Source organism: Mesorhizobium sp. Cs1299R1N3 (genome assembly GCF_037179625.1).
In the GTDB taxonomy this organism is placed as follows: Bacteria; Pseudomonadota; Alphaproteobacteria; order Rhizobiales; family Rhizobiaceae; genus Mesorhizobium; species Mesorhizobium salmacidum.
On the sequence record NZ_JAPYKQ010000013.1, the window covers coordinates 1 to 19,746 of the forward strand.

Below are 19,746 nucleotides of genomic sequence, written 5' to 3' on the forward strand. Positions count from 1 at the left end.
CGCCGACATCGGCATGCTTGTGCTTGACCATGGCGCTCTCGGTCCACGAGGCATTGGCATCCGGCACCGCCTTCAGCGCCATGGCCATCGCCTTGATCACCATGTCGTTGACCGACAGCTTGTAGGCGGGCGCCTCACCCTTCTCGGTCTTCTTCACCGGCGCGGCGGCATTGAGTTGCGTGCGCAGGGCCAGCAGCGCATCGAGTTCGCAGTCGAGCGTCAGGTAGAAATGCGGGATGGTGGTTTTGGCTTCGACCAGGCGCCGCGCGATGGTCTTGCGCATGTTGTCATGCGGAATGAGTTCGTAGGAGCCTTCCTCGAACAGCTTCAGCACCTGGTCGTCCGACATTGGCTTCACCGCCGGCGCGGCGGCTGGTGCGCCAGCCGGAGCCTTGGCGGCGGGCGCTGCCTTGGCACCACCGCCGGCGATCGCGGCATCCACGTCTGCTTTCACCACCCGGCCATGCGGGCCGGTGCCGGTCACGGCCGACACATCGACCCCCGCCTCCTTGGCGACACGGCGTGCGAGCGGCGATGCAAAGGTGCGGTCGCCAGCCGCATGACCATTGGCAGTGGCTGGAGCTGCCGAGGCAGGCTCGGCCTTCGACGCCTCGGTCTTTGGTGTCTCGGCCTTTGATGCCTCGGGCTTTGATGCCTCGGGCTGGGGCGCTTCAGCCTTGGCGGCTTCAGCCTTCGGCGCTTCGGCTTTCGCCGGTGCGGCATCGCCACCGCTTTTGGCGGCAGCGCCCGCATCTTCGCCTTCGGCGGCAAGCACGGCGATCAGCGCGTTGACCTTGACGCCTTCGGTTCCGGCCGGCACGACGAGCTTGGCAACCGTACCCTCATCGACAGCCTCGACCTCCATCGTCGCCTTGTCAGTCTCGATCTCGGCGATGACATCGCCCGGCGAAACCTTGTCGCCTTCCTTGACCAGCCATTTTGACAGATTGCCTTCTTCCATCGTGGGCGACAGGGCCGGCATGGTGATGTTGATAGGCATCGCTCACTCCTGGATGAATTTGAAAAGGCCGCGCATGACGGTCAGCGTGGCGACAATGAACACGGGTGGCAAGACACCGAAATGGTAGCTACCCTTGCCCATCTCGAGGACCATCATGCTGCCGGTCTGGTCGACCTTTGCGGAAGCAGTTGCCACAATAGCAAGAACCAGCGACGCGGCACCGCTGAGCATCAACAAAACCGCATCGAACTTCCCGGTCATCGATCGCACGAAAAATGCGACCACGACAGTGGGAACAATGATGGCTGCCAACGTCCAGAAAGACAGCATCCGCATTGCTCCCTAGCGATATGTGACTGCCTTAACCGCCTCGATGACCTCGCCGACATTCGGCAATGCCAGCTTTTCGAGGTTGGCCGCATAGGGCATCGGCACGTCCTTGCCGGCAATGGTGATGACCGGCGCGTCGAGAAAATCGAAGGCGCGCTGCGAGACCTGGTTGGCGATATGGTCGCCGACCGAATTCTGCGGGTAGCCTTCTTCGACCACGACCAGCCGGTTGGTCTTCTTGACCGAGGCGATGATGGTGTCGAGATCGAGCGGACGAATGGTCCTGAGGTCGATGATCTCGGCATCGATGCCCATGCCGCGCAGCTCGGCTTCGGCCTTGACGGCATAGGTCATGCCGATGCCGAAGGAGACGATGGTGACATCCTTGCCTGCCTTGTGAATACGCGCCTTGCCGATCGGCAGCACGAAGTCGTCCAGCTTCGGCACGTCGAAGGACTGGCCGTAGAGGATCTCGTTCTCGAGGAAGATGATCGGGTTCGGATCGCGGATCGCCGCCTTGAGCAAGCCCTTGGCGTCGGCCGCCGTATACGGCATCACGACCTTCAAGCCTGGAATGTGGCTGTACCAGGCGGCATAGCACTGCGAGTGCTGTGCGGCGACGCGGGCTGCGGCGCCGTTCGGCCCACGGAACACGATCGGCGCGCCCATCTGGCCGCCCGACATATAAAGCGTCTTGGCGGCCGAATTGATGATCTGGTCGATCGCCTGCATGGCGAAGTTGAAGGTCATGAACTCGACGATGGGCTTCAGCCCAGCCATCGCCGCACCGACGCCAACGCCGGCAAAACCATGTTCGGTAATCGGCGTGTCGACGACGCGACGCGGCCCGAATTCCTGCAGCAGGCCTTGCGTGATCTTGTAGGCGCCCTGGTATTCGGCGACTTCCTCGCCCATCACGAAGACATCGCCGTCGCGGCGCATTTCCTCCGCCATGGCATCGCGCAGCGCTTCACGCACCGTGGTCGAGACCATCTCGGTGCCGGCCGGAATATCCGGATCTGCGGCGATTTCCGTTTTCGGTGCGGCCGCGACAGGCGCGGCGGCTGGCTTTGCCACTTCCGCCTTGTCCTCGGCCGGCGCTTCCGCCTTTGCCGCTTCCGCCTTGGCGGGAGCCGCGGACTTGCCGACATCGGCGGCGCTCTCGCCGTCCTGCAGCAGAACGGCGATCGGCGTGTTGACCTTGACGCCTTCGGTGCCGGCGGCGATCAGGATCTTGCCCAACGTGCCTTCATCGACGGCCTCGACTTCCATCGTCGCCTTGTCGGTTTCGATTTCGGCGAGCACGTCACCGGCGACGACCTTGTCCCCCTCGTTCTTCAACCATTTGGAAAGATTGCCCTCTTCCATGGTCGGCGAGAGCGCGGGCATGAGAATTTCGATCGGCATGTCCTGGCCCTCCCTTACAATACGATATCGGTCCAGAGCTCGGACGGATCCGGCTCGGCGTCGTGCTGGGCAAATTCGGCGGCGTCGGCGACGATGTCGCGAACCTCCTTGTCGACGGCCTTGAGTTCGTCCTCGGTTGCCCACTTCTTCTCGATCAGGCGCGCCTTGACCTGCTCGATCGGATCATGGTCGGAGCGCATCTTCTGGACTTCTTCCTTGGAGCGGTATTTGGCCGGGTCGGACATCGAGTGACCGCGATAGCGGTAGGTCTGCATTTCGAGAATGATGGGTCCGTTGCCGGCACGGCACCACTCGGTAGCCAAATCGCCGGCCGCCTTCACCGCACGCACGTCCATCCCGTCGACCTGGATGCCCGGAATCTTGAACGAGGCGCCGCGATGCGAAAAATTGGTTTCCGCCGACGAGCGCGAAACCGAGGTGCCCATGGCGTAGCGGTTGTTCTCGATGATGTAGATCACCGGCAACTTCCACAGCGAGGCCATGTTGAAGCTCTCATAGACCTGACCTTGGTTGGCGGCGCCGTCGCCGAAATAGGTCAGCGAGACATTGTTGTTGTCGCGGTAGCGGTTGGCGAAGGCCAGGCCGGTGCCGAGCGACACCTGCGCGCCGACAATGCCGTGACCGCCATAGAAATGCTTTTCCTTGGAGAACATGTGCATGGAGCCGCCCTTGCCCCTGGACAGGCCGCCGCGGCGTCCGGTCAGCTCGGCCATCACACCGCGCGGCGACAGCTCCATCGCCAGCATGTGGCCGTGGTCGCGATAGGCCGTGATCATCTGGTCGCCGTCGATCAGCGCCATCTTCATGCCGGTGACCACGGCTTCCTGGCCGATATAGAGATGGCAGAAGCCGCCAATGAAGCCCATGCCGTAGAGCTGGCCGGCCTTTTCCTCGAAGCGGCGGATGAGCAGCATGTGCCGGTAGGCGGCAAGCTCTTCGTTCTTGGTGAAGTCAGCAGGCTTTGGTGCCGACAGACCGGATTTGCCGTCGGATTTCGATTTGGCAGGCGCTTTTCTGGCTGCGTTGGCCATGCATCACTCCCTGTTGGCGTCTCTTTGCGGACACTGGAGCAAGGTCAACCTGCTCCGGGGAGATCGCCCTCCCCTTCGATTTATGGGAGGCTAACACGTAGAAAGGCGTTCCGCCATGTCGAAATTGCATAGCTGGCATGCGCCTAAGCGGTTAAAATCATTGAAAATATTGCTGATTAACCGAAAATAGGTTACTTCGTCGAAACCGGCAGCATGATGGTGATCTCATCAGGTTGGGATAAATTGAGCGCTTTACGAGCCTGCTCGTCGAGCATGTCCTTCTCCAGCGTGCCATCATGCATGAGCTTGACGCGCCGTTCGAGCTCCGTCCTGCGCGCCTTGATCGCATCGAGCTGACCCTGCAGCGCGACCGTCTCGGCCTCCAGCTTGTATTTGGAATTGATGCCGAATTCACCATGGTAGGCATGAAAGCCGAAATAGGCCAGGAACGCCACGCAGAGCGAGGGAATGATCAGCCGGCCGGTGTTTCTCTGCTTGTGCTGACGTGTCCACATGTTTCAAATTCCTTCGGGTCGCGAACGCTACGACCTAGCATCTATCTCGCCCGATTGTGCTTAATGGACGGTTACGCACGACTGGATTTGGCAGGCTGCCGAAACGAAGAACCGAAAAGGACGGACATACAGCGCACGCCATAGCCGCCTGAGATCGCTGATCCGACGTCCCCGAGGAGGAGTACCCCAATGCAAACGCGAGCACTCGATATCACGGCGCGATGTGCGTTTGTCCTCTTTCTGGTTTTCGCGCACCTGCCTGTCTCCTTGGCGGAGTCGGGACATCTGGTTGCGGCGACCGCGATCTCTGGCGCTCCTGCGGGTGCGATGGCGTGGCGCATTCGCTACGACACGACCGACCACGAGGGACGCCCGGTGCAATCGACCGGCGTGCTCGTCGCGCCAAGCGGCCTTGCGCCGAGTGGCGGCCGCAAGGTGGTAGCTTGGGCGCATGGTACCACGGGCATCGCGGAGCCTTGTGCCCCGTCATTGGGACCGCGCGCATTGGCTTCCATTCCGGCCCTCGAACAAATGGTCAGGCAGGGATGGACCGTTGTGGCCACGGACTACCCGGGGCTCGGAACGCCGGGGCCTCATGCCTACCTCGTGGGGGAGGCCGCGGCACACGCGGTGCTCGATTCGGTCCGCGCCGCGCGACAGGTCGAGCATGCGAATGCCAGCACGCAATTCATCGTGTGGGGGCTGTCGCAAGGCGCGCACGCCGCGCTCTTCACTGGACAGGAGGCGCACGGCTACGCGCCCGATCTGCAACTGCTTGGTGTAGCCGCCGCAGCGCCACCGACAGACTTAATCATGAACCTTGGAGATAGCTCCAGTCCGATGGTTCGCACGATTTTGACGGCGTTTGCGGTCGACAGCTGGTCCAAGGTCTATCACGCGGATACGGGAACGATCGCCAAACCGACGGCCCGGCGCTTACTGCATCGGCTCGCCTCTACATGTGGCAGCGAGGATCCGGCCCTTCGAACCAAGATCCAAGTGGCACGCCTCCGTCGTCAGATTACGGATGTCCACCTGACCGCCATCGAGCCGTGGCGTTCGCTGCTTGTCACCAATTCGGCAGGTGGCGGTCCCGCTGGTGCACCGCTGTTCGTGGCGCAAGGCACCGACGATGCCGTCGTCTCTGCCGATGTGACGAAGCGCTTCGTTGTCAATGCTTGTGGACGCGGAGAACAAATTCGCTTCGTGTCGATATTGAACGGCATTCATCGCACAACGGCGACCGCTTCCGCCGAAGAGACATTGCGCTGGATGGCCGGACGATTCGCAGGTCAGCCATCACCGAACGACTGTCCTATCCGATGACGGGACGGCGAGATGTGACCTCGCCGCCTCCGGATATGGTGTTCCCGCTCAGCTCTTGATCACCGACTTGCCGGCGTAACGCGCCTGCTTGCCGAGTTCTTCCTCGATGCGGATCAACTGGTTGTATTTGGCCATGCGGTCGGAGCGCGACAGCGAGCCGGTCTTGATCTGTCCGCAATTGGTGGCGACGGCAAGATCGGCGATGGTCGAATCCTCGGTCTCGCCCGAACGGTGCGACATGACGGCCGTGTAGGCTGCCTTGTGCGCGGTCTCGACCGCGTCGAGTGTCTCGGTCAGCGAGCCGATCTGGTTGACCTTGACCAGTATCGAATTGGCGACACCCATGCGGATGCCATCGCGCAGGCGCGCCGTGTTGGTGACGAAGAGATCGTCGCCGACGAGCTGCGTCTTCTTGCCGATCAGGTCGGTCAGGTATTTCCAGCCTTCCCAGTCATCCTCGGCGAGGCCGTCCTCGATCGAGATGATCGGATAATCGGCGGCGAGCTTGGCGAGGTACTTGGCCTGCGCCTTGGGGTCGCGCGTCTTCTTCTCGCCCTCATAGACATAGCTGCCGTCCTTGAAGAACTCGGTCGCGGCGCAATCGAGGCCGAGCGCGATCTCTTCGCCCGGCTTGAATCCGGCCTTCTCGATCGATTCCATGATGAAGTCGAGCGCCACCGGCGCGCTCTTCAGGTTCGGCGCGAAGCCGCCCTCGTCACCGACATTGGTGTTGTGGCCGGCATCTTTCAGCTTCTTGCGCAGCGTGTGGAAGATTTCCGAACCCCAGCGCACGCCTTCGCGCAGCGTCGGCGCGCCGACCGGCAGGATCATGAATTCCTGGAAGTCGATCGGATTGTCGGCATGCGCGCCGCCATTGATGATGTTCATCATCGGCACCGGCAGGACATGCGCCTTGGTGCCGCCGACATAGCGATAGAGCGGCAGGCCGGCGGCATCGGCCGCGGCTTTCGCGACCGCCAGCGAAACGCCCAGAATGGCGTTGGCGCCGAGCCGGCTCTTGTTGGGCGTGCCGTCAAGCTCGATCATCGTCTGGTCGATATGGATCTGGTTTTCGGCTTCCATGCCGCCGATCGCCTCGAACAGTTCGCCATTGACCGCCTCGACGGCCTTCAGCACGCCCTTGCCGAGATAGCGGGCGCCGCCGTCGCGAAGTTCGACGGCTTCGTGGGCGCCGGTCGAGGCGCCCGACGGCACAGCGGCGCGGCCCATCGAGCCGTCTTCGAGAACGACATCGACCTCGACGGTCGGATTTCCACGGCTGTCCAGGATTTCACGCCCGACAATATCGATGATGGCGGTCATTGCGATGTCCTCGATTGATCTGGAGAAAGGGGTCGCGCCCGTCTTAGCCAAAGCGACGCAAAAGGCAATCGGGCCCTGGCCGAATATTGCCGTTCGCTCGATTCACGAAGCGCAAGTTTCTGTCATCATAAGTCATGCCACCACACGCGCATTCCGGGTTATGGATGTTGTCGCGCGGGGCGAAACAGGAGGAGTTTCGCCATGTCTGAGTTGAGCGGTATCGTCAGTCTGTTCCTGATCGCCGCGGCGTTCCTGACGTCATGCGACAATCAGCAGTCACCGCCAAAAGCCTTTGCGCCTTTGGCGGCTTCGCACATCAGCGAGTAGCGTTGCCTTGAATCGAAAAGGGGGCCGTCGAAACGACCCCCTTTTTCGATTGTGGCGTCAATGCCAATAGGGCGTGACTTTGTAATACTGATAGGACTCGTCGCGCGCGCTCTCGCCATCCGCGCCGGCCAGTTCGTTGATCGAATGGGCAGGCGCTGCCTTCAGCTGTTCCTTGGTGAAGGGTACGACATAGCCGCCTCTTGCCTCATCATAGTCGAGGGTTGCCCAAGGAACGGCGTGGTACTTCTCGCCAATGCCGAGAAAGCCGCCAAATCCGATCACCGCGAACATGATGCCATTCGACGTCTTGTCGAGCATGACGTCCTCGATGCTGCCGATGCTGTCGCCCTGGGTGTTGTAGACGGTAGTGCCGATGACTCGCGAAGCGGCAATGGCTTCGGTGTGGCCTGTCTGGGTTGTCATTATCGTACTCCTCGTTGTCGTTGATCACTGCTTGACAATGAGAGGCGCGGGCGAAAGTTCCCGACTTTTTGGCGGCTGCCTGATCACTCCGCGAGGATGAAAGTCACCTTCATGTTGACGCGATAGGCCGCGATCTTGCCATCCTCGACAACGATCTTCTGGTCCTGGATCCAGGCGCCTTCGACGTTCTTCAGGGTCTTCGAGGCGCGCGCAATTCCCTGCTCGATGGCGTCCTGAAAGCTCTTGCTGGACGACGAGGTGATTTCGGTGACGCGGGCGACAGACATTGGCTTCCTCCTGCCAAAACGCTCATTTGCAGGACAAAGCGTACAACTGGGGCTTGTTCGCTACAAGATGGTGGCTTTTCAGCCCTTTGCGATCCTGTCGAAGGCCATCAGCCTTTCCAGCAGTGCCGGCATGTCTTTCAGCGGCACCATGTTGGGACCATCGGAAGAGGTCGAATTGTCGGGGTCCTGATGGGTCTCGATAAAGACGCCGGCAACGCCGACGGCAACGGCCGCGCGGGCCAGCGTCTCGACAAAGCGGCGCTCTCCGCCAGACGACCCGCCCTGCCCGCCCGGCTGCTGCACCGAATGGGTGGCGTCGAAGATCACCGGGGCGCCGATCTCGGCCATAACAGGCAGAGCGCGCATATCCGACACAAGTGTGTTGTAGCCGAAAGAAGCGCCACGCTCGGTGGTCAGCACATTGGCATTGCCGGAACCGGTGATCTTGGCGACCACGTTCTTCATGTCCCAAGGCGCGAGGAATTGCCCCTTCTTGACATTGATGACCTTGCCCGTCCTTGCGGCGGCGACCAGCATATCGGTCTGGCGCGACAGGAAAGCTGGTATCTGCAGCACATCGACATGCGGAGCAACAATCGCGCACTGCTCCTCGGTGTGGACATCGGTCAACACGGGCAGCGAGAATTCCTTGCGCAATTCGTCGAAAACTGGAAGCGCGGCGTCCATGCCGGCACCACGCGTTGCCGACAGCGAGGTGCGGTTGGCCTTGTCATAGCTCGTCTTGTAGACGAGGCCGATGCCGAGCCTGCCGGTCAGGTCCTTCAGCGCACCGGCCATATCGAAGGCGTGCTGGCGCGATTCGAACTGGCACGGGCCGGCGATCAGCGCCAGGGGTCCTGCATTGTCGAAGACGACATTGCCGACGGTTACCGACGAATTGGGTGCCAGGGGGTTGCTCATTGGATCTCCCGAAAGATGAAAGCCGCGCCCTGCCCGGGTGCCGGCCGCACGATGATGTCATTGCCCGACATATCGTGTTCGATGGCATTGGCCGCAAGCAGGCTTGCGGCGGCGTCAATGTCGCGGATCGAAAAAACCACGGCGGCGAAGCGCAATTCTGATGGCGCCCCGGCCGGCATTCCAAAGCGCGCCGTGAAAGAGGCGGCGTCCAGGACGGTCAAGATCGCGTTCGGCAGATGAAAAGTGCCGCCTTGCGTATCGGCGGACGGGTCGTTGACCGCCACTGAAATCAGCCGATGCTGCTCGGCTGGGGCGCCGCCGCTGATTGCAATCACCTCGACAATTCCGTCGACGCCGTTGGGGTGAGCCTGCAATGCCGCGCGGTCCACTTTCGGCGCATTGATGCGCTGGCAGGTAAAAAGAAATGCGTCCGTTTGGCCGTGAGCCGCAGCAAAGGCGAGCTTGAACGAGGCCGTATCGCTTTTGCCCGCCGCGTCGGTGAAGGTTCGCGAGAAGCTCAGCGTGTCTCCCGCCGACAGGCCGGCTTTGACATAGCGTTCATGGTCACCATCGGCATTGTCCGTGCCAAGAACCACCGCGGAAAATCCCTCGTTGCCATGGCTTTCGCGATAAAGGCGGTCGCGCGCAACGAAGACATTGCCCTCGGCAGCCGCCTCTGTCGCAGCCTGTTCACTGCCAATCGCAAGCGGCTCCAGATAGGTGCCGTCGGCAAGGAAAACGCAGCAGTTTTCCGTGCCAAAGGGATGGATGCCGGTCGGAGCGACGACGAAGCCAAGCGCGTCGAGCCGGGCGCGCGCGGCATCGAGGCTCTGTGTCGGCAAAACCAGATGATCGAGCGGATGAATGCCTGATGAGGTCATGGAAGCGCGATGTGCATCATTCGGAAGATCGGTTCAAGACCTTGATCGCCGGCGGCGGCGCGTCGCGCTGGACGAATTGCGGGCCTGGCGGAAGGCCATCAACCTTCCCCGGCGGCCTTCACGTGCTGCCCGGTTATTTCAGGGGGCGCCGCGAACGGCACCTTCTGGAGCAAGCGCTGGATCAGGTTCCGGCCACGACATCAGCGGAATAGCGCAGTTCGCGCATTGGTTTGACGTTGCTGGTGGTCTGCGCATAGAGCGGGTGCGCCTTGTAGGCGGCCAGCGCCGCGTCATCGGCGAATTCCGCGTAGACGACGACATCAACTTCATCCGACAGCGGGTCGACCTTGGTGTTCAACGTGACCTCGAAAAGGCTGGAATGAGGAATATCGCCGAGCGCCAGCAGGCCGGTACGAACTGCTTCCACATCTTCCTTGCGCCGTGCGCTGAAGAAAACGATATGCCGGATCAATCCCGCCTCCTCGATCTGAATGTCGGGGTCTTTTGTGACGGCGGTCTCTTCGCGTCAACCGGTCATGGCGCCACACGTCCTTGCGACGCGCCTCGATCGGTGCTGGACCTCAGCTGCCAATTTGAAGGGGATGTCTAGGTCTTGCCGGTGACGTAGCGCACCGCATGGGAAACCTCCCTGACCGTGACGTCGAGATACCGGCCCTGATTGTAGAGGCCGTCCCAGATCAGGAAGAACGCGATGGCGGCAATGACGATTACATAACGCATGGCTAAAGCTATCGCACTAGCGCTGCTGCTGCCATAGGCGTTTTTGATTGGGCTGCAGCGACCTTACGCAAGACGTCAGATGCCGGGCGCCGCGTGGCACGGTCCAGCTTTCGGGCGTGCCTCTTGAAGTTCCCCCTCATGACGTGGAAGATTGTGGCAGGCATTCACGGGAAGCGCTGAGGCTCTGGCTAAGGGGCGCGTTTTCGTTCGAGCCCGCCTGTCGCCGGATCCGCAAGCTACCGGTCGAGGCAAGGGCGTTCGAACCCGGCGGATGATCCAAGGGAACCGTAGCTCGGCAATTGCGCCGACGCCACGGAGATCCAGGGGCATGGAATGGGACACGGGGAACATCACGGCATAGTGCCGAGCGAAGCGGTCAGGCTCGATGAATTCAATTTCGCCGAGATCGTCAAGGGCCTGCCGGCCAAGGCGCGCATGGTGCTGTCGGCGGCCATGAGCCTGCCGCGCGGTTCGCTGAAGGTCAGGATGCCGGACGGCCGCGCCGTTCTCGTCGGCGGCAAGGCGCCGGGTCCCGACGCCGAACTCGTGCTCAAGAACTGGCGTCTGCCGGGCCGCGCCTTTTCCGGCGGCACGATCGGCGTTGCCGAATCCTATATGGACGGCGATTGGGAAAGCCCTGACGTCACCAGCTTCCTCGAACTGTTTGTGGTCAACTCGGCGATCGGCGAACGCGTCGCGGGCGGCGCCAGCTGGCTCATCAACACGGTCCAGCGCATCCGCCACTGGTTCAACGAGAACACCCGCACGGGGTCGAAGCGCAATATCTCGGCGCATTACGATCTCGGCAACGCCTTCTACAAGGAATGGCTCGACCCGAGCATGACCTATTCCTCGGCGCTTTATGCCAATGGCGCCAACGATCTCGAGAGCGCCCAAGCCGCCAAATACCGGGAGCTGGCCAGGGATACGGGTATAAGTGGCAAGGATCATGTGCTGGAGATCGGCTGCGGCTGGGGCGGCTTTGCCGAATTCGCGGCGCGCGAAATCGGCTGCCGGGTTACCGGATTGACCATCAGCCGCGAGCAGCACGATTTCGCCAAGGCGCGCATCGCCAAGGCGGGGCTTGCCGACAAGGTCGACATCAAGCTGCAAGATTACCGCGATGAAACCGGCACTTACGATCGCATCGCCTCGATTGAGATGTTCGAGGCTGTCGGCGAGAAATACTGGCCGGTATTCTTCTCCAAGATGAAGGCTTGCCTGAAGCCCGACGGCACCGCGGGGCTGCAGATCATCACCATCAACGAAGCCGCCTACGACACCTACCGCGCCAGGCCGGATTTCATCCAGCGCTACGTCTTCCCAGGCGGCATGCTGCCGACGCCGTCCATCTTGAAGTCGCTTGGCGCGACGCACGGCCTTGCCCATCTACGCGAACGCGTTTTCCCCGAGGACTATGCCCGCACGCTTGCCGAATGGCGCCAGCGTTTCCGGGGATCGTGGGAAAAGATCGTGCCGCTCGGCTTCGACGATCGTTTCAAGAAGCTCTGGGAATTCTACCTGCATTATTGCGAGGCCGGTTTCCGCACCAGCTATATCGACGTGCGCCAGGTGGTCTACAAGGCGTAAGGCTGGCCAGGCTGACAGCGGCTTTTCCACGGATGCGCTGGATTCTGTCATGCCGGTGATCAGGAGCGATCCGCGCCGCCCACCCCTCCAAAGAGCTGACTGGAGGCCTTGGGGATGCGGCCAGGACTGACCGCATCCGGCTTTGGCGGCCTTATCAGAGAAGAATGCGATATCTGGCAAAACCAGCTTCGCCCTCGCCGGCAGGCTCGATCCTCAGCGACTTCACATCGGCAATGAAGTCCTTTGCCTTGACGCCTGTCTCGAAGACGACGCTGGCCCCCGGCAACGGCGCGAACGACCAGTTGCCATCCGCCGTCGGGTTGATGGTGCCTTGGCTGATGACGTAGCGGACGATGACGTCGCGGTTGGTGTCAGGCGCCTCGTAGATGATCTTCGAGGCATTGATGTCGGGAAAGTTGCCACCGCCGCCGGCACGATAGTTGTTGGTCGCAACGATGAATTTCGCTGCTGGATCCATCGGCTTGCCGTCGAATTTCAGGTCGACAATGCGATTGGAACCGGCATTGGCGACGCCGCCCTTGGAATCGTATTTCGGCGGCTGCGAGAGGTCTATCCTGTAGCTGACGCCATCGATGACATCGAAATTGTAGGAGGGGAATTCAGGGTCGATCAGCGGCTGCTCAGCCTTCCCTGCCTCGATCTTTTTGAAGATGCCGGCCGACATCTCCAGCCATTCCTTCACCTGCGCACCCGTGATCTCAACCGCGCGAACCGTATTCGGATAGAGATAGAGGTCGGCGACGTTCTTGATTGCGATGTCGCCCACCGGCACGTCGGTATAGTAGTCGGCGCCGCTGCGTCCGCCGGCCTTGAAGGGCGCCGCCGCCGACAACATCGGCACGTCCTTCCACTGGGTGCTCTTCAGGATATCCTTGAGATACCAGCTCTGCGCCTGGTTGACGATTTGCACCGACGGATCATCGGCCACCAGCGCGAAATAGGAATAGAGCGGAGCCGAGGTCTTGCCGACAGGGCGGCGCACATAGGCGAGCGTCGCCTCGTGGTCCTGCTCGACAGCGGCAATGATGCGCTTGTCGTCCGGGACGGTCGGCTTGTTCTTGTTGTCGACGCGCTCGAAGATCGGCCGCGCCTCCGATGTCGCCGAGACCACTTTCCACTTCGACCCGTCGCGTTCCAGCATCAGGTCGATCAGGCCCATATGCGAGCCCCAGAAACCGCCCATGACGGCGGGCTTGCCTTGCAGCGTCCCCTTCTGTGCGTCAACGCCCTCGAGCGCCTGGAAATCCTTCTTGCCGGGGAAGACCAGGTGCTGGTGGCCGGTGAAGACCGCGTCGATGCCTTTGACGCCGGCGACGAAGAACGAGGCGTTCTCCATCATATCACCCTGTTTGACGTCGATGCCGGAATGCGAGAGCGCGATGACGATATCGGCGCCCTCCTCCTTCATCTGCGGCACCCAGGCCTTCGCCGCCTCGACGATGTCGCGCGTCTTGACGTTGCCTTCGAGATTCTTGAGGTCCCAGATCATGATCTGGGGCGGTACGAAACCGATGATGCCGATCCTGATCGGCTGTTCCGCGCCTGACCCGTCCTTGATCTTCTTGTCCAGGATTATGTAGGGCTTGAGGTAGAGCTTGTCGTCGCGCGGGTTGGCGGCAAGCTCGGTGCCCCGGATCAGATTGGCGCAGACGAACGGGAAATTGGCGCCGGCCAGTACCTTGTCCAGAAAGGACAGGCCGTAGTTGAATTCGTGGTTGCCAAGTGTCGAACACTCATAGCCGAGCAGGTTCATGCCTTTCATGATCGGATGGAGATCGCCTTCCTTTAGGCCCTTCTCATAGGCGATGTAGTCGCCCATCGGATTGCCCTGCAAAAGGTCGCCATTGTCGATCAGCATCGAATTGGCTGCTTCCTTGCGCACGGCGTCGATCAGGGACGCCGTGCGCGACAGCCCCATCGTGTCATTGGCTTTGTCGGCGTAGTAATCATAGGGCAGCACGTTCACATGGATATCGGTGGTTTCCATGATTCTCAGATGCGCCTGGTTAGCCTGCGCACGGGCGGAGAAGGGATGAAGCATGATCAGCGCCCCTGTGGCAGCGGCCCCCGCAAGGAGACCACGGCGAGAGACGGGATGGAGCAGTTGCGACATATTTTCTCCTTACTTCGACGACCTGACAGGCCCTGCCCCGAAGCGAACTTCGCGCTGAAACCGGCTCAAGTCCACTCAAGAAGTCGCGCGCATCGGCACGCCAATCCATCAGCTACAGATGACGGCCCGATGAAAAGCGCGGTGAAGAAAGTCAGCTCTTGTCGTCGTCGCCCTGGGTGATCAGCCGGGCGCTGCGCTGGCCTGTGACGTAGATCCATAGCCAGCTCAGCGAAACCGCAAGCCGGTTGCGGAAACCGATCAGGAAATAGATATGGGCGATGCCCCAGAGCCACCAGGCGAGCCAGCCGGTCAGCTTGATCCAGCCGAAATCGATCGCGGCCGCGCGCTTGCCGATCGTCGCCAGATCACCGGCATGCTTGTAATGGAAAGGCCGCGGGCTCGTGTCGCCGGCAAGCCTGGCCTTGACGGTCGCGGCAACATGCCGTCCCTCCTGCTTGGCGGAAGGTGCCACGCCGGGCACCGGCCGTCCGTCGCGCCGCAGCACAAGCGCTGCGTCGCCGATGACAAAAATTTCCGGGCTGCCGGGCACACTGAGATCAGGCTCGACCAAGACCCTGCCGGCCCGGTCCGCCTTCGCTCCCAGCCATTCGGCGGCGGGCGAAGCGGCAACGCCGGCTGCCCACAGGATCGTGCGGGCCGGCAGAACCGTGTCGCCAAAAACCACGCCTTCGGCATCGCAGCGCGTAACGGCCCGGCCAAGCTCGACCACAACACCAAGCCGTTCCAGCGCCTTCCCGGCATAGTCGGAGAGCGTCGGCGCGAAATTGGCCAGAATGCGGTCGCCGGCCTCGATCAGCACCACGCGCGTCTGGCGCGTATCGATGTTGCGGAATTCGCCGCGCAGCGTGTCATGCGCCAGTTCGGCAATGGTTCCGGCAAGTTCGACGCCGGTCGGCCCGCCGCCGACGATGGCAATCGTCAGCAGCGCCTGGCGCCTGGCGGGGTCGGGTTCCCGCTCCGCCTGCTCGAAGGCCAGAAGAATGCGGCGCCGAATGGTGGTGGCGTCCTCCAATGTCTTCAGGCCCGGTGCGAAAGGCTCCCATTCGTCATGGCCGAAATAGGCGTGGCGCGCGCCGGTGGCGAGCACCAGCGTGTCGTAGGCGACGGTGCTGCCATCGTCGAGCAAAACACGTTTGCCGGCCCGGTCGACTCCCGTGACATTGGCCAGCAGCGTGGCCACATCCTTGCGCTTGCGCAGGAGATGGCGGATCGGCCAGGCAACCTCCGAGGTCGCCAGCGCCGTGGTTGCCACCTGATAGAGCAGCGGCTGGAACAGATGATGGTTGCGCTTGTCGATCATGGTGATGCGCACTGCTACACCGGCCAGCGCGCGGGTGAATTCAAGGCCACCGAACCCGGCGCCGCCGACGACGACATGATGTCTGGCATCGCTCATTTCATTCACCCTTGATGGGCAAGATTGCCTGCCTAGATGTAGGTATTTTTGTGCAATGCAACAATGGCAGGACAGTGCGCAAGACTCGTCGTGCCATGTCGTGAATGCGCATGTTGTATCGTATCGCGAGGTATAGCGTCATCGAATGCGAGATGAGGTGAGGCATGGCTAAAGATCATGACGAACAGGGGCCGGCACAGTATGCCTCGCCGCCCTGCTTCATGCATGAGCTCGATCCCGCGTTCCAGCCACCGCTCAGCGACTGGACCGACGTCAGGCGCTGGCGCAGGGCCGAGCGTGAACGCCTGATCGCGGCGCGCCTTGCCGTTTCCGCCGAAGCGCGAACGGCAATGTCGCAACGCATCGCGGAAGGCCTCGACGCCGTGATCGGTGGCGTAGCAGGCCGGATGGTCAGCCTCTACTGGCCGTTTCGCGGCGAGCCGGATCTGCGGCCATGGATGGCGTCGATCAACGCGCACGGCGGCCGCACCGCGTTGCCCATCGTCGTCGAAAAGGGTCAGCCGTTGATCTTTCGCGCCTACAAACCGGGCGACCGGCTGGAGAAAGGGGTGTGGAACATCCCGATCCCGGCCGAAGGCGATCCGGTGCTGCCGGACATCGTCATCTCGCCCATTGTCGGCATTGATCCGGCAAGCTATCGGCTGGGCTATGGCGGCGGCTTCTTCGACCGCACGCTGGCCGCCATGTCGTTCAAGCCACTGGTCATCGGCGTCGGCTACGAATTGCAGCGCATCGCCACCATCTATCCGCAGTGGCACGACATTCCCATGGACCGGATCGTGACGGAGGCTGCCACGGCATAAGTTAGAGGCCGTTTCGAAGGCAGAAAAACGCCTTCAGATGACCACACGAACGAGATTTCGGTCGGGCTCTAAGCCATTTCCGGCTTCAGGCCCATGGCCGTCCGGTCGACGATTTCACGCAAGGCGAAGGACGAATTGATTTTCGTTACATGCGGCATCGCCGACAACCATTCCTTGTGGATGCGCTCGTAGTCGACGAGATCCTTTGCCGCGATCCTCAGGATATAGTCGTACTCGCCCGACATCAGGTGGCACGACAGCACGTTCGGACAGCGTTTGATCGCCGCTTCGAAGTCCGACAGCGTCTTCTCGAACTGGCCGGAGAGGGATATGTGGACGATCGCCGTCATCTGGTGGCCAAGGGCTGCATTGGAAAGCCGGGCGTGATAACCGCGAATGGTTCCGGATTTTTCCAGATTGTCGAGCCGGCGCGAACAGGCCGACTGCGACAGGCCGACCTTTTCGGCAAGGGCCGCGTTCGGCATCCGGCCATCCTTCTGCAACGTCTCCAGAATGGCGATATCAATCCTGTCGAGCGGCATTCTTCGTGATTCCTGCGAATATCAGTACATTTTTCGCAACGATTATCGAAGGACGCGCTCTCCTGCAAGCGCATTCGCAAACACCTGCGCGCCGATTCATGGTTCACTGCGTCCTCACAGGGAGTGAGCCCAAAAGGGCCCGGATCAGGAGAAGAAAATGCGCGTCGGCTGCCCCAAGGAAATCAAGAACCACGAATACCGTGTCGGCCTCACGCCGGGCTCGGTCCGCGAATATGTCGCCCATGGCCATGAAGTTCTGGTCGAGGCCGGCGCGGGCGCCGGCATCGGCGCCGATGACAATGCCTATCGCGCCGCCGGCGCCACCATCGCCAAGACGGCCGCCGACGTGTTCGCCAAGTCGGACATGATCGTCAAGGTCAAGGAGCCGCAGCCCAATGAGTGGGTACAGCTGCGCGAAGGCCAGATCCTCTACACCTATCTCCACCTGGCCCCAGATCCGGAACAGACCAAGGGCTTGCTCGCATCGGGCGTCACTGCGATTGCCTATGAAACCGTGACCGACGATCGTGGCGGGCTGCCGCTTCTGGCGCCGATGTCGGAAGTCGCTGGCCGCCTGTCGATCCAGGCCGGCGCCACGGCGCTGCAGAAGGCCAATGGCGGCCGCGGCGTGCTGCTCGGCGGCGTGCCCGGCGTGCTGCCCGGCAAGGTCACCGTGCTCGGCGGCGGCGTCGTTGGCCTCCACGCGGCCCGCATGGCCGCGGGCCTTGGCGCAGATGTCACCATCATCGACCGCTCGATCCCGCGTCTGCGCCAGCTGGACGACCTCTTCGCCGGCCGGGTCCACACCCGTTACTCGACCGTCGAGGCGCTCGAGGAAGAATGCTTCTCGGCCGACATCGTCGTCGGCGCCGTGCTCATCCCGGGCGCTGCCGCGCCGAAGCTCGTCACCCGCGAAATGCTGTCCGGCATGAAAAAGGGCTCGGTACTGGTCGATGTCGCCATCGACCAAGGCGGCTGCTTCGAGACCTCGCACGCGACCACCCATGCCGAACCCACCTACGAGGTCGACGGTGTCATCCACTACTGCGTCGCCAACATGCCTGGTGCGGTGCCGGTCACTTCGGCTCATGCGCTGAATAACGCAACGCTGCACTATGGCCTGCAGCTCGCCGACAAGGGCCTGAAGGCCCTGGTCGACGACCATCACCTGCGCAACGGCCTCAACGTCCACAAGGGCAAGATCACCAACCGCGCGGTCGCCGAAGCGCTCGGCTATGAACTGGTCGAGCCGAAGGCAGTGCTGGCGGCTTAATTCGCCCGAAAGCTTCCTTCAGTCCCCCGCCGGCTCAAACCGGCGGGTTTTTTCTTGAGCGATCGGTGCAGGCAACAAAAAAGCGGAGCCAAAGCCCCGCTTCCTCGATATCGAGATTGCCGCCGGTTCATCCGCGGTCGGCCAATCGATCGACAATGGCTTTCTAGCGCGTCCATGCGACAGCGGTGCGACAGAAGCTTTCTTCCGGCAATCGTTGCATCTCATGCGCGCTCGATACGGCATTGGTAGCAATTGTTGCGCGCCGAGCGGACATGCACATAGGCAATGTCTTCACGCTCGAACAAGGTCTCGGCTCGTGCGGCAATTGCTTGGGTCGGGATGACGCCACCGCTACCGTAGACGATACGATCATCGCTGCCATAGCCGCGCACGATATAGTCCGGGCTATCGAGAATCTCCGGCGGCAGCCCTGCCCCGGCGGCACGCTCGCACTCCTGGGCATGCAGGAAGATCGGCCCTGTTTCAGCGTAGGGCTGAGGGTTCGGAAATGGCCGGTAGGCGAGGACTAGGTAGACATCTCCGGCGGCGATATTCCCAAGGCAATGCCGGCAAGGCATGCCATCACCGTCAGAGATTTTCCGCTCGGGCGTCTGGCCATAGGCATCGGGGCCGCCGCGCTGCAGGGCCCTTACATCTTCGGTCGGCAGAGCTGTGAACTGGATGGCCATGGCAAGATCTCCGTTGCTATCGACCGGAAATTACCCGCTCACGACAGGGCTTCCCACCCGATTCCCGCCAAGCATCCGGGAACCGATCCGATGTGAGGATCGGCCCCCGTAGACCTTCGATGGGATCACCGGCATCCTCAGATATAAGCCGGCTAATCAGTGCGACAAATCACTTGATGAAATAGTCGAAGAGGCGGTTCAGATTCCGGCTGGAGTTACGGCCGCATGACGCTGGCCGAGCGCTCGGCGAAAGGCAGGGGATGCACGACCTCTTTCTTCTGAGCGACCGGCTTGAAACCGAGCTTCTGGTAGAGCGGCAGGGCTGCGGGGTGGTCGAGCGTGCAGGTCTGCACCGTCACCCGTTTCGGCCCATACGACCATGCCGCCGTAATCGCCGAGCCAAGGAACCAGCGGCCGATGCCTTGCCCGGTGGCGTGTTCCATCATGCCGAAATAGGCGAGTTCGACTTCCTCGGGCAGATGCGGCTTGAGGTCGAAGAAGCCTGCCGGCGAACCGTCGAGATAGAGCACCCTGATGTCGCGATCCTCGCGGTGGATTCCGGCCGACAGCTCGTCGTCATTCAGCCTTAGAACATTGACCCAGTGCCATTTGCGCCCCACCCGGTCCATCAGGTAGCGGTAGAAATGCAAGGGAATATCCCTGGTCTTCAGCAGTGCGACCTGACGGTTGTAGGGCACCGGTGGCGAGGCGGCCTGTGGGGCATGCATCTCCAGAAAAGTCACCGTGACTTCAATATCCTGCAGCACGCCGTTTTCCATCAAT

22 protein-coding genes are annotated in these 19,746 nt (G+C 61.8%); 5 read left to right on the top strand and 17 right to left on the bottom strand.

Annotation, left to right across the window (positions count from 1 at the left end):
* The 5 genes from O7B34_RS23485 to O7B34_RS23505 all read right to left on the bottom strand — a co-directional run.
* Positions 1–1,000 (bottom strand): 2-oxo acid dehydrogenase subunit E2 (locus O7B34_RS23485; protein WP_337148328.1); only part of this gene is annotated, 1,000 nt, incomplete at its 3' end.
* A gap of 3 nt (positions 1,001–1,003) precedes the next feature.
* The gene (locus tag O7B34_RS23490) at positions 1,004–1,291 is read right to left on the bottom strand and encodes a hypothetical protein (protein WP_140505258.1); all 288 of its coding nucleotides are present in this window, start codon (positions 1,289–1,291) and stop codon (positions 1,004–1,006) included.
* A 12-nt stretch (positions 1,292–1,303) separates the two neighbouring features.
* Positions 1,304–2,698 (bottom strand): pyruvate dehydrogenase complex E1 component subunit beta, encoded by a 1,395-nt coding sequence (locus tag O7B34_RS23495; protein ID WP_337148329.1) that lies wholly within the window; start codon positions 2,696–2,698, stop codon positions 1,304–1,306.
* A 14-nt stretch (positions 2,699–2,712) separates the two neighbouring features.
* A complete protein-coding gene (gene pdhA / locus O7B34_RS23500) occupies positions 2,713–3,750 on the bottom strand; it encodes a pyruvate dehydrogenase (acetyl-transferring) E1 component subunit alpha (protein ID WP_337148331.1) in 1,038 nt (345 codons plus the stop codon).
* Positions 3,751–3,941: 191 nt separating this feature from the next.
* Positions 3,942–4,265: an FtsB family cell division protein gene (locus O7B34_RS23505; RefSeq protein WP_337140572.1), complete on the bottom strand. Its 324-nt coding sequence runs from the start codon at positions 4,263–4,265 to the stop codon at positions 3,942–3,944.
* Positions 4,266–4,454: 189 nt separating this feature from the next.
* On the opposite strand from O7B34_RS23505, the gene O7B34_RS23510 reads away from it, so the two are divergent.
* Positions 4,455–5,591, top strand: coding sequence for a lipase family protein (locus O7B34_RS23510; protein ID WP_337148332.1), 1,137 nt, complete (start codon positions 4,455–4,457; stop codon positions 5,589–5,591).
* Positions 5,592–5,639: 48 nt separating this feature from the next.
* Here the strand turns inward: O7B34_RS23510 and eno are convergent, their stop codons facing one another.
* Positions 5,640–6,914, bottom strand: a complete 1,275-nt coding sequence (gene eno, locus O7B34_RS23515; RefSeq protein WP_337148333.1) for a phosphopyruvate hydratase — start codon at positions 6,912–6,914, stop codon at positions 5,640–5,642.
* A gap of 201 nt (positions 6,915–7,115) precedes the next feature.
* On the opposite strand from eno, the gene O7B34_RS23520 reads away from it, so the two are divergent.
* The gene (locus tag O7B34_RS23520; RefSeq protein WP_084636826.1) at positions 7,116–7,241 is read left to right on the top strand and encodes a hypothetical protein; all 126 of its coding nucleotides are present in this window, start codon (positions 7,116–7,118) and stop codon (positions 7,239–7,241) included.
* 57 nt (positions 7,242–7,298) lie between these two features.
* On the opposite strand, the gene O7B34_RS23525 is transcribed toward O7B34_RS23520, so the two are convergent.
* From O7B34_RS23525 to O7B34_RS23550, 6 genes are all read right to left on the bottom strand, one after another.
* Positions 7,299–7,664 carry a PRC-barrel domain-containing protein gene (locus tag O7B34_RS23525; RefSeq protein ID WP_337140574.1) on the bottom strand — a complete coding sequence of 122 codons (366 nt, stop codon included), beginning with the start codon at positions 7,662–7,664 and terminating at the stop codon, positions 7,299–7,301.
* Positions 7,665–7,747: 83 nt separating this feature from the next.
* On the bottom strand, positions 7,748–7,951 hold the full coding sequence (locus tag O7B34_RS23530) for a dodecin family protein (protein WP_140758630.1): 204 nt from the start codon (positions 7,949–7,951) through the stop codon (positions 7,748–7,750).
* Between the two features lie 78 nt (positions 7,952–8,029).
* The gene (gene kdsA / locus O7B34_RS23535; RefSeq protein ID WP_337148335.1) at positions 8,030–8,872 is read right to left on the bottom strand and encodes a 3-deoxy-8-phosphooctulonate synthase; all 843 of its coding nucleotides are present in this window, start codon (positions 8,870–8,872) and stop codon (positions 8,030–8,032) included.
* A complete protein-coding gene (locus tag O7B34_RS23540) occupies positions 8,869–9,753 on the bottom strand; it encodes a VOC family protein (RefSeq protein ID WP_337148338.1) in 885 nt (294 codons plus the stop codon). The genes kdsA and O7B34_RS23540 overlap by 4 nt, the downstream gene beginning before the upstream one ends.
* A 181-nt stretch (positions 9,754–9,934) precedes the next feature.
* Positions 9,935–10,225, bottom strand: coding sequence for a Dabb family protein (locus O7B34_RS23545; protein ID WP_337148339.1), 291 nt, complete (start codon positions 10,223–10,225; stop codon positions 9,935–9,937).
* Positions 10,226–10,359: 134 nt separating this feature from the next.
* Entirely contained in the window at positions 10,360–10,494 is a 135-nt protein-coding gene (locus O7B34_RS23550) for a hypothetical protein (protein ID WP_263489212.1), read from the bottom strand.
* A gap of 333 nt (positions 10,495–10,827) precedes the next feature.
* On the opposite strand from O7B34_RS23550, the gene O7B34_RS23555 reads away from it, so the two are divergent.
* On the top strand, positions 10,828–12,084 hold the full coding sequence (locus O7B34_RS23555; RefSeq protein ID WP_337128267.1) for a cyclopropane-fatty-acyl-phospholipid synthase family protein: 1,257 nt from the start codon (positions 10,828–10,830) through the stop codon (positions 12,082–12,084).
* Between the two features lie 154 nt (positions 12,085–12,238).
* Here the strand turns inward: O7B34_RS23555 and O7B34_RS23560 are convergent, their stop codons facing one another.
* Complete coding sequence (locus tag O7B34_RS23560) at positions 12,239–14,218, bottom strand: bifunctional 2',3'-cyclic-nucleotide 2'-phosphodiesterase/3'-nucleotidase (protein ID WP_337148340.1); 1,980 nt, start codon at positions 14,216–14,218, stop codon at positions 12,239–12,241.
* A 151-nt stretch (positions 14,219–14,369) separates the two neighbouring features.
* The gene (locus tag O7B34_RS23565; RefSeq protein ID WP_337148341.1) at positions 14,370–15,635 is read right to left on the bottom strand and encodes an NAD(P)/FAD-dependent oxidoreductase; all 1,266 of its coding nucleotides are present in this window, start codon (positions 15,633–15,635) and stop codon (positions 14,370–14,372) included.
* 164 nt (positions 15,636–15,799) lie between these two features.
* On the opposite strand from O7B34_RS23565, the gene O7B34_RS23570 reads away from it, so the two are divergent.
* Positions 15,800–16,459, top strand: coding sequence for a 5-formyltetrahydrofolate cyclo-ligase (locus O7B34_RS23570; protein ID WP_337148342.1), 660 nt, complete (start codon positions 15,800–15,802; stop codon positions 16,457–16,459).
* A 68-nt stretch (positions 16,460–16,527) separates the two neighbouring features.
* Here O7B34_RS23570 and O7B34_RS23575 read toward each other — a convergent pair whose 3' ends face one another.
* On the bottom strand, positions 16,528–17,001 hold the full coding sequence (locus O7B34_RS23575) for an Lrp/AsnC family transcriptional regulator (RefSeq protein WP_015317948.1): 474 nt from the start codon (positions 16,999–17,001) through the stop codon (positions 16,528–16,530).
* 157 nt (positions 17,002–17,158) lie between these two features.
* On the opposite strand from O7B34_RS23575, the gene ald reads away from it, so the two are divergent.
* Positions 17,159–18,274 carry an alanine dehydrogenase gene (ald, locus tag O7B34_RS23580; RefSeq protein ID WP_019858003.1) on the top strand — a complete coding sequence of 372 codons (1,116 nt, stop codon included), beginning with the start codon at positions 17,159–17,161 and terminating at the stop codon, positions 18,272–18,274.
* 221 nt (positions 18,275–18,495) lie between these two features.
* Here the strand turns inward: ald and O7B34_RS23585 are convergent, their stop codons facing one another.
* Positions 18,496–18,963, bottom strand: a complete 468-nt coding sequence (locus O7B34_RS23585; protein ID WP_337148344.1) for a DUF1203 domain-containing protein — start codon at positions 18,961–18,963, stop codon at positions 18,496–18,498.
* A gap of 215 nt (positions 18,964–19,178) precedes the next feature.
* Positions 19,179–19,742 carry a GNAT family N-acetyltransferase gene (locus tag O7B34_RS23590; RefSeq protein ID WP_337148346.1) on the bottom strand — a complete coding sequence of 188 codons (564 nt, stop codon included), beginning with the start codon at positions 19,740–19,742 and terminating at the stop codon, positions 19,179–19,181.
* Positions 19,743–19,746: the final 4 nt, after the last annotated feature.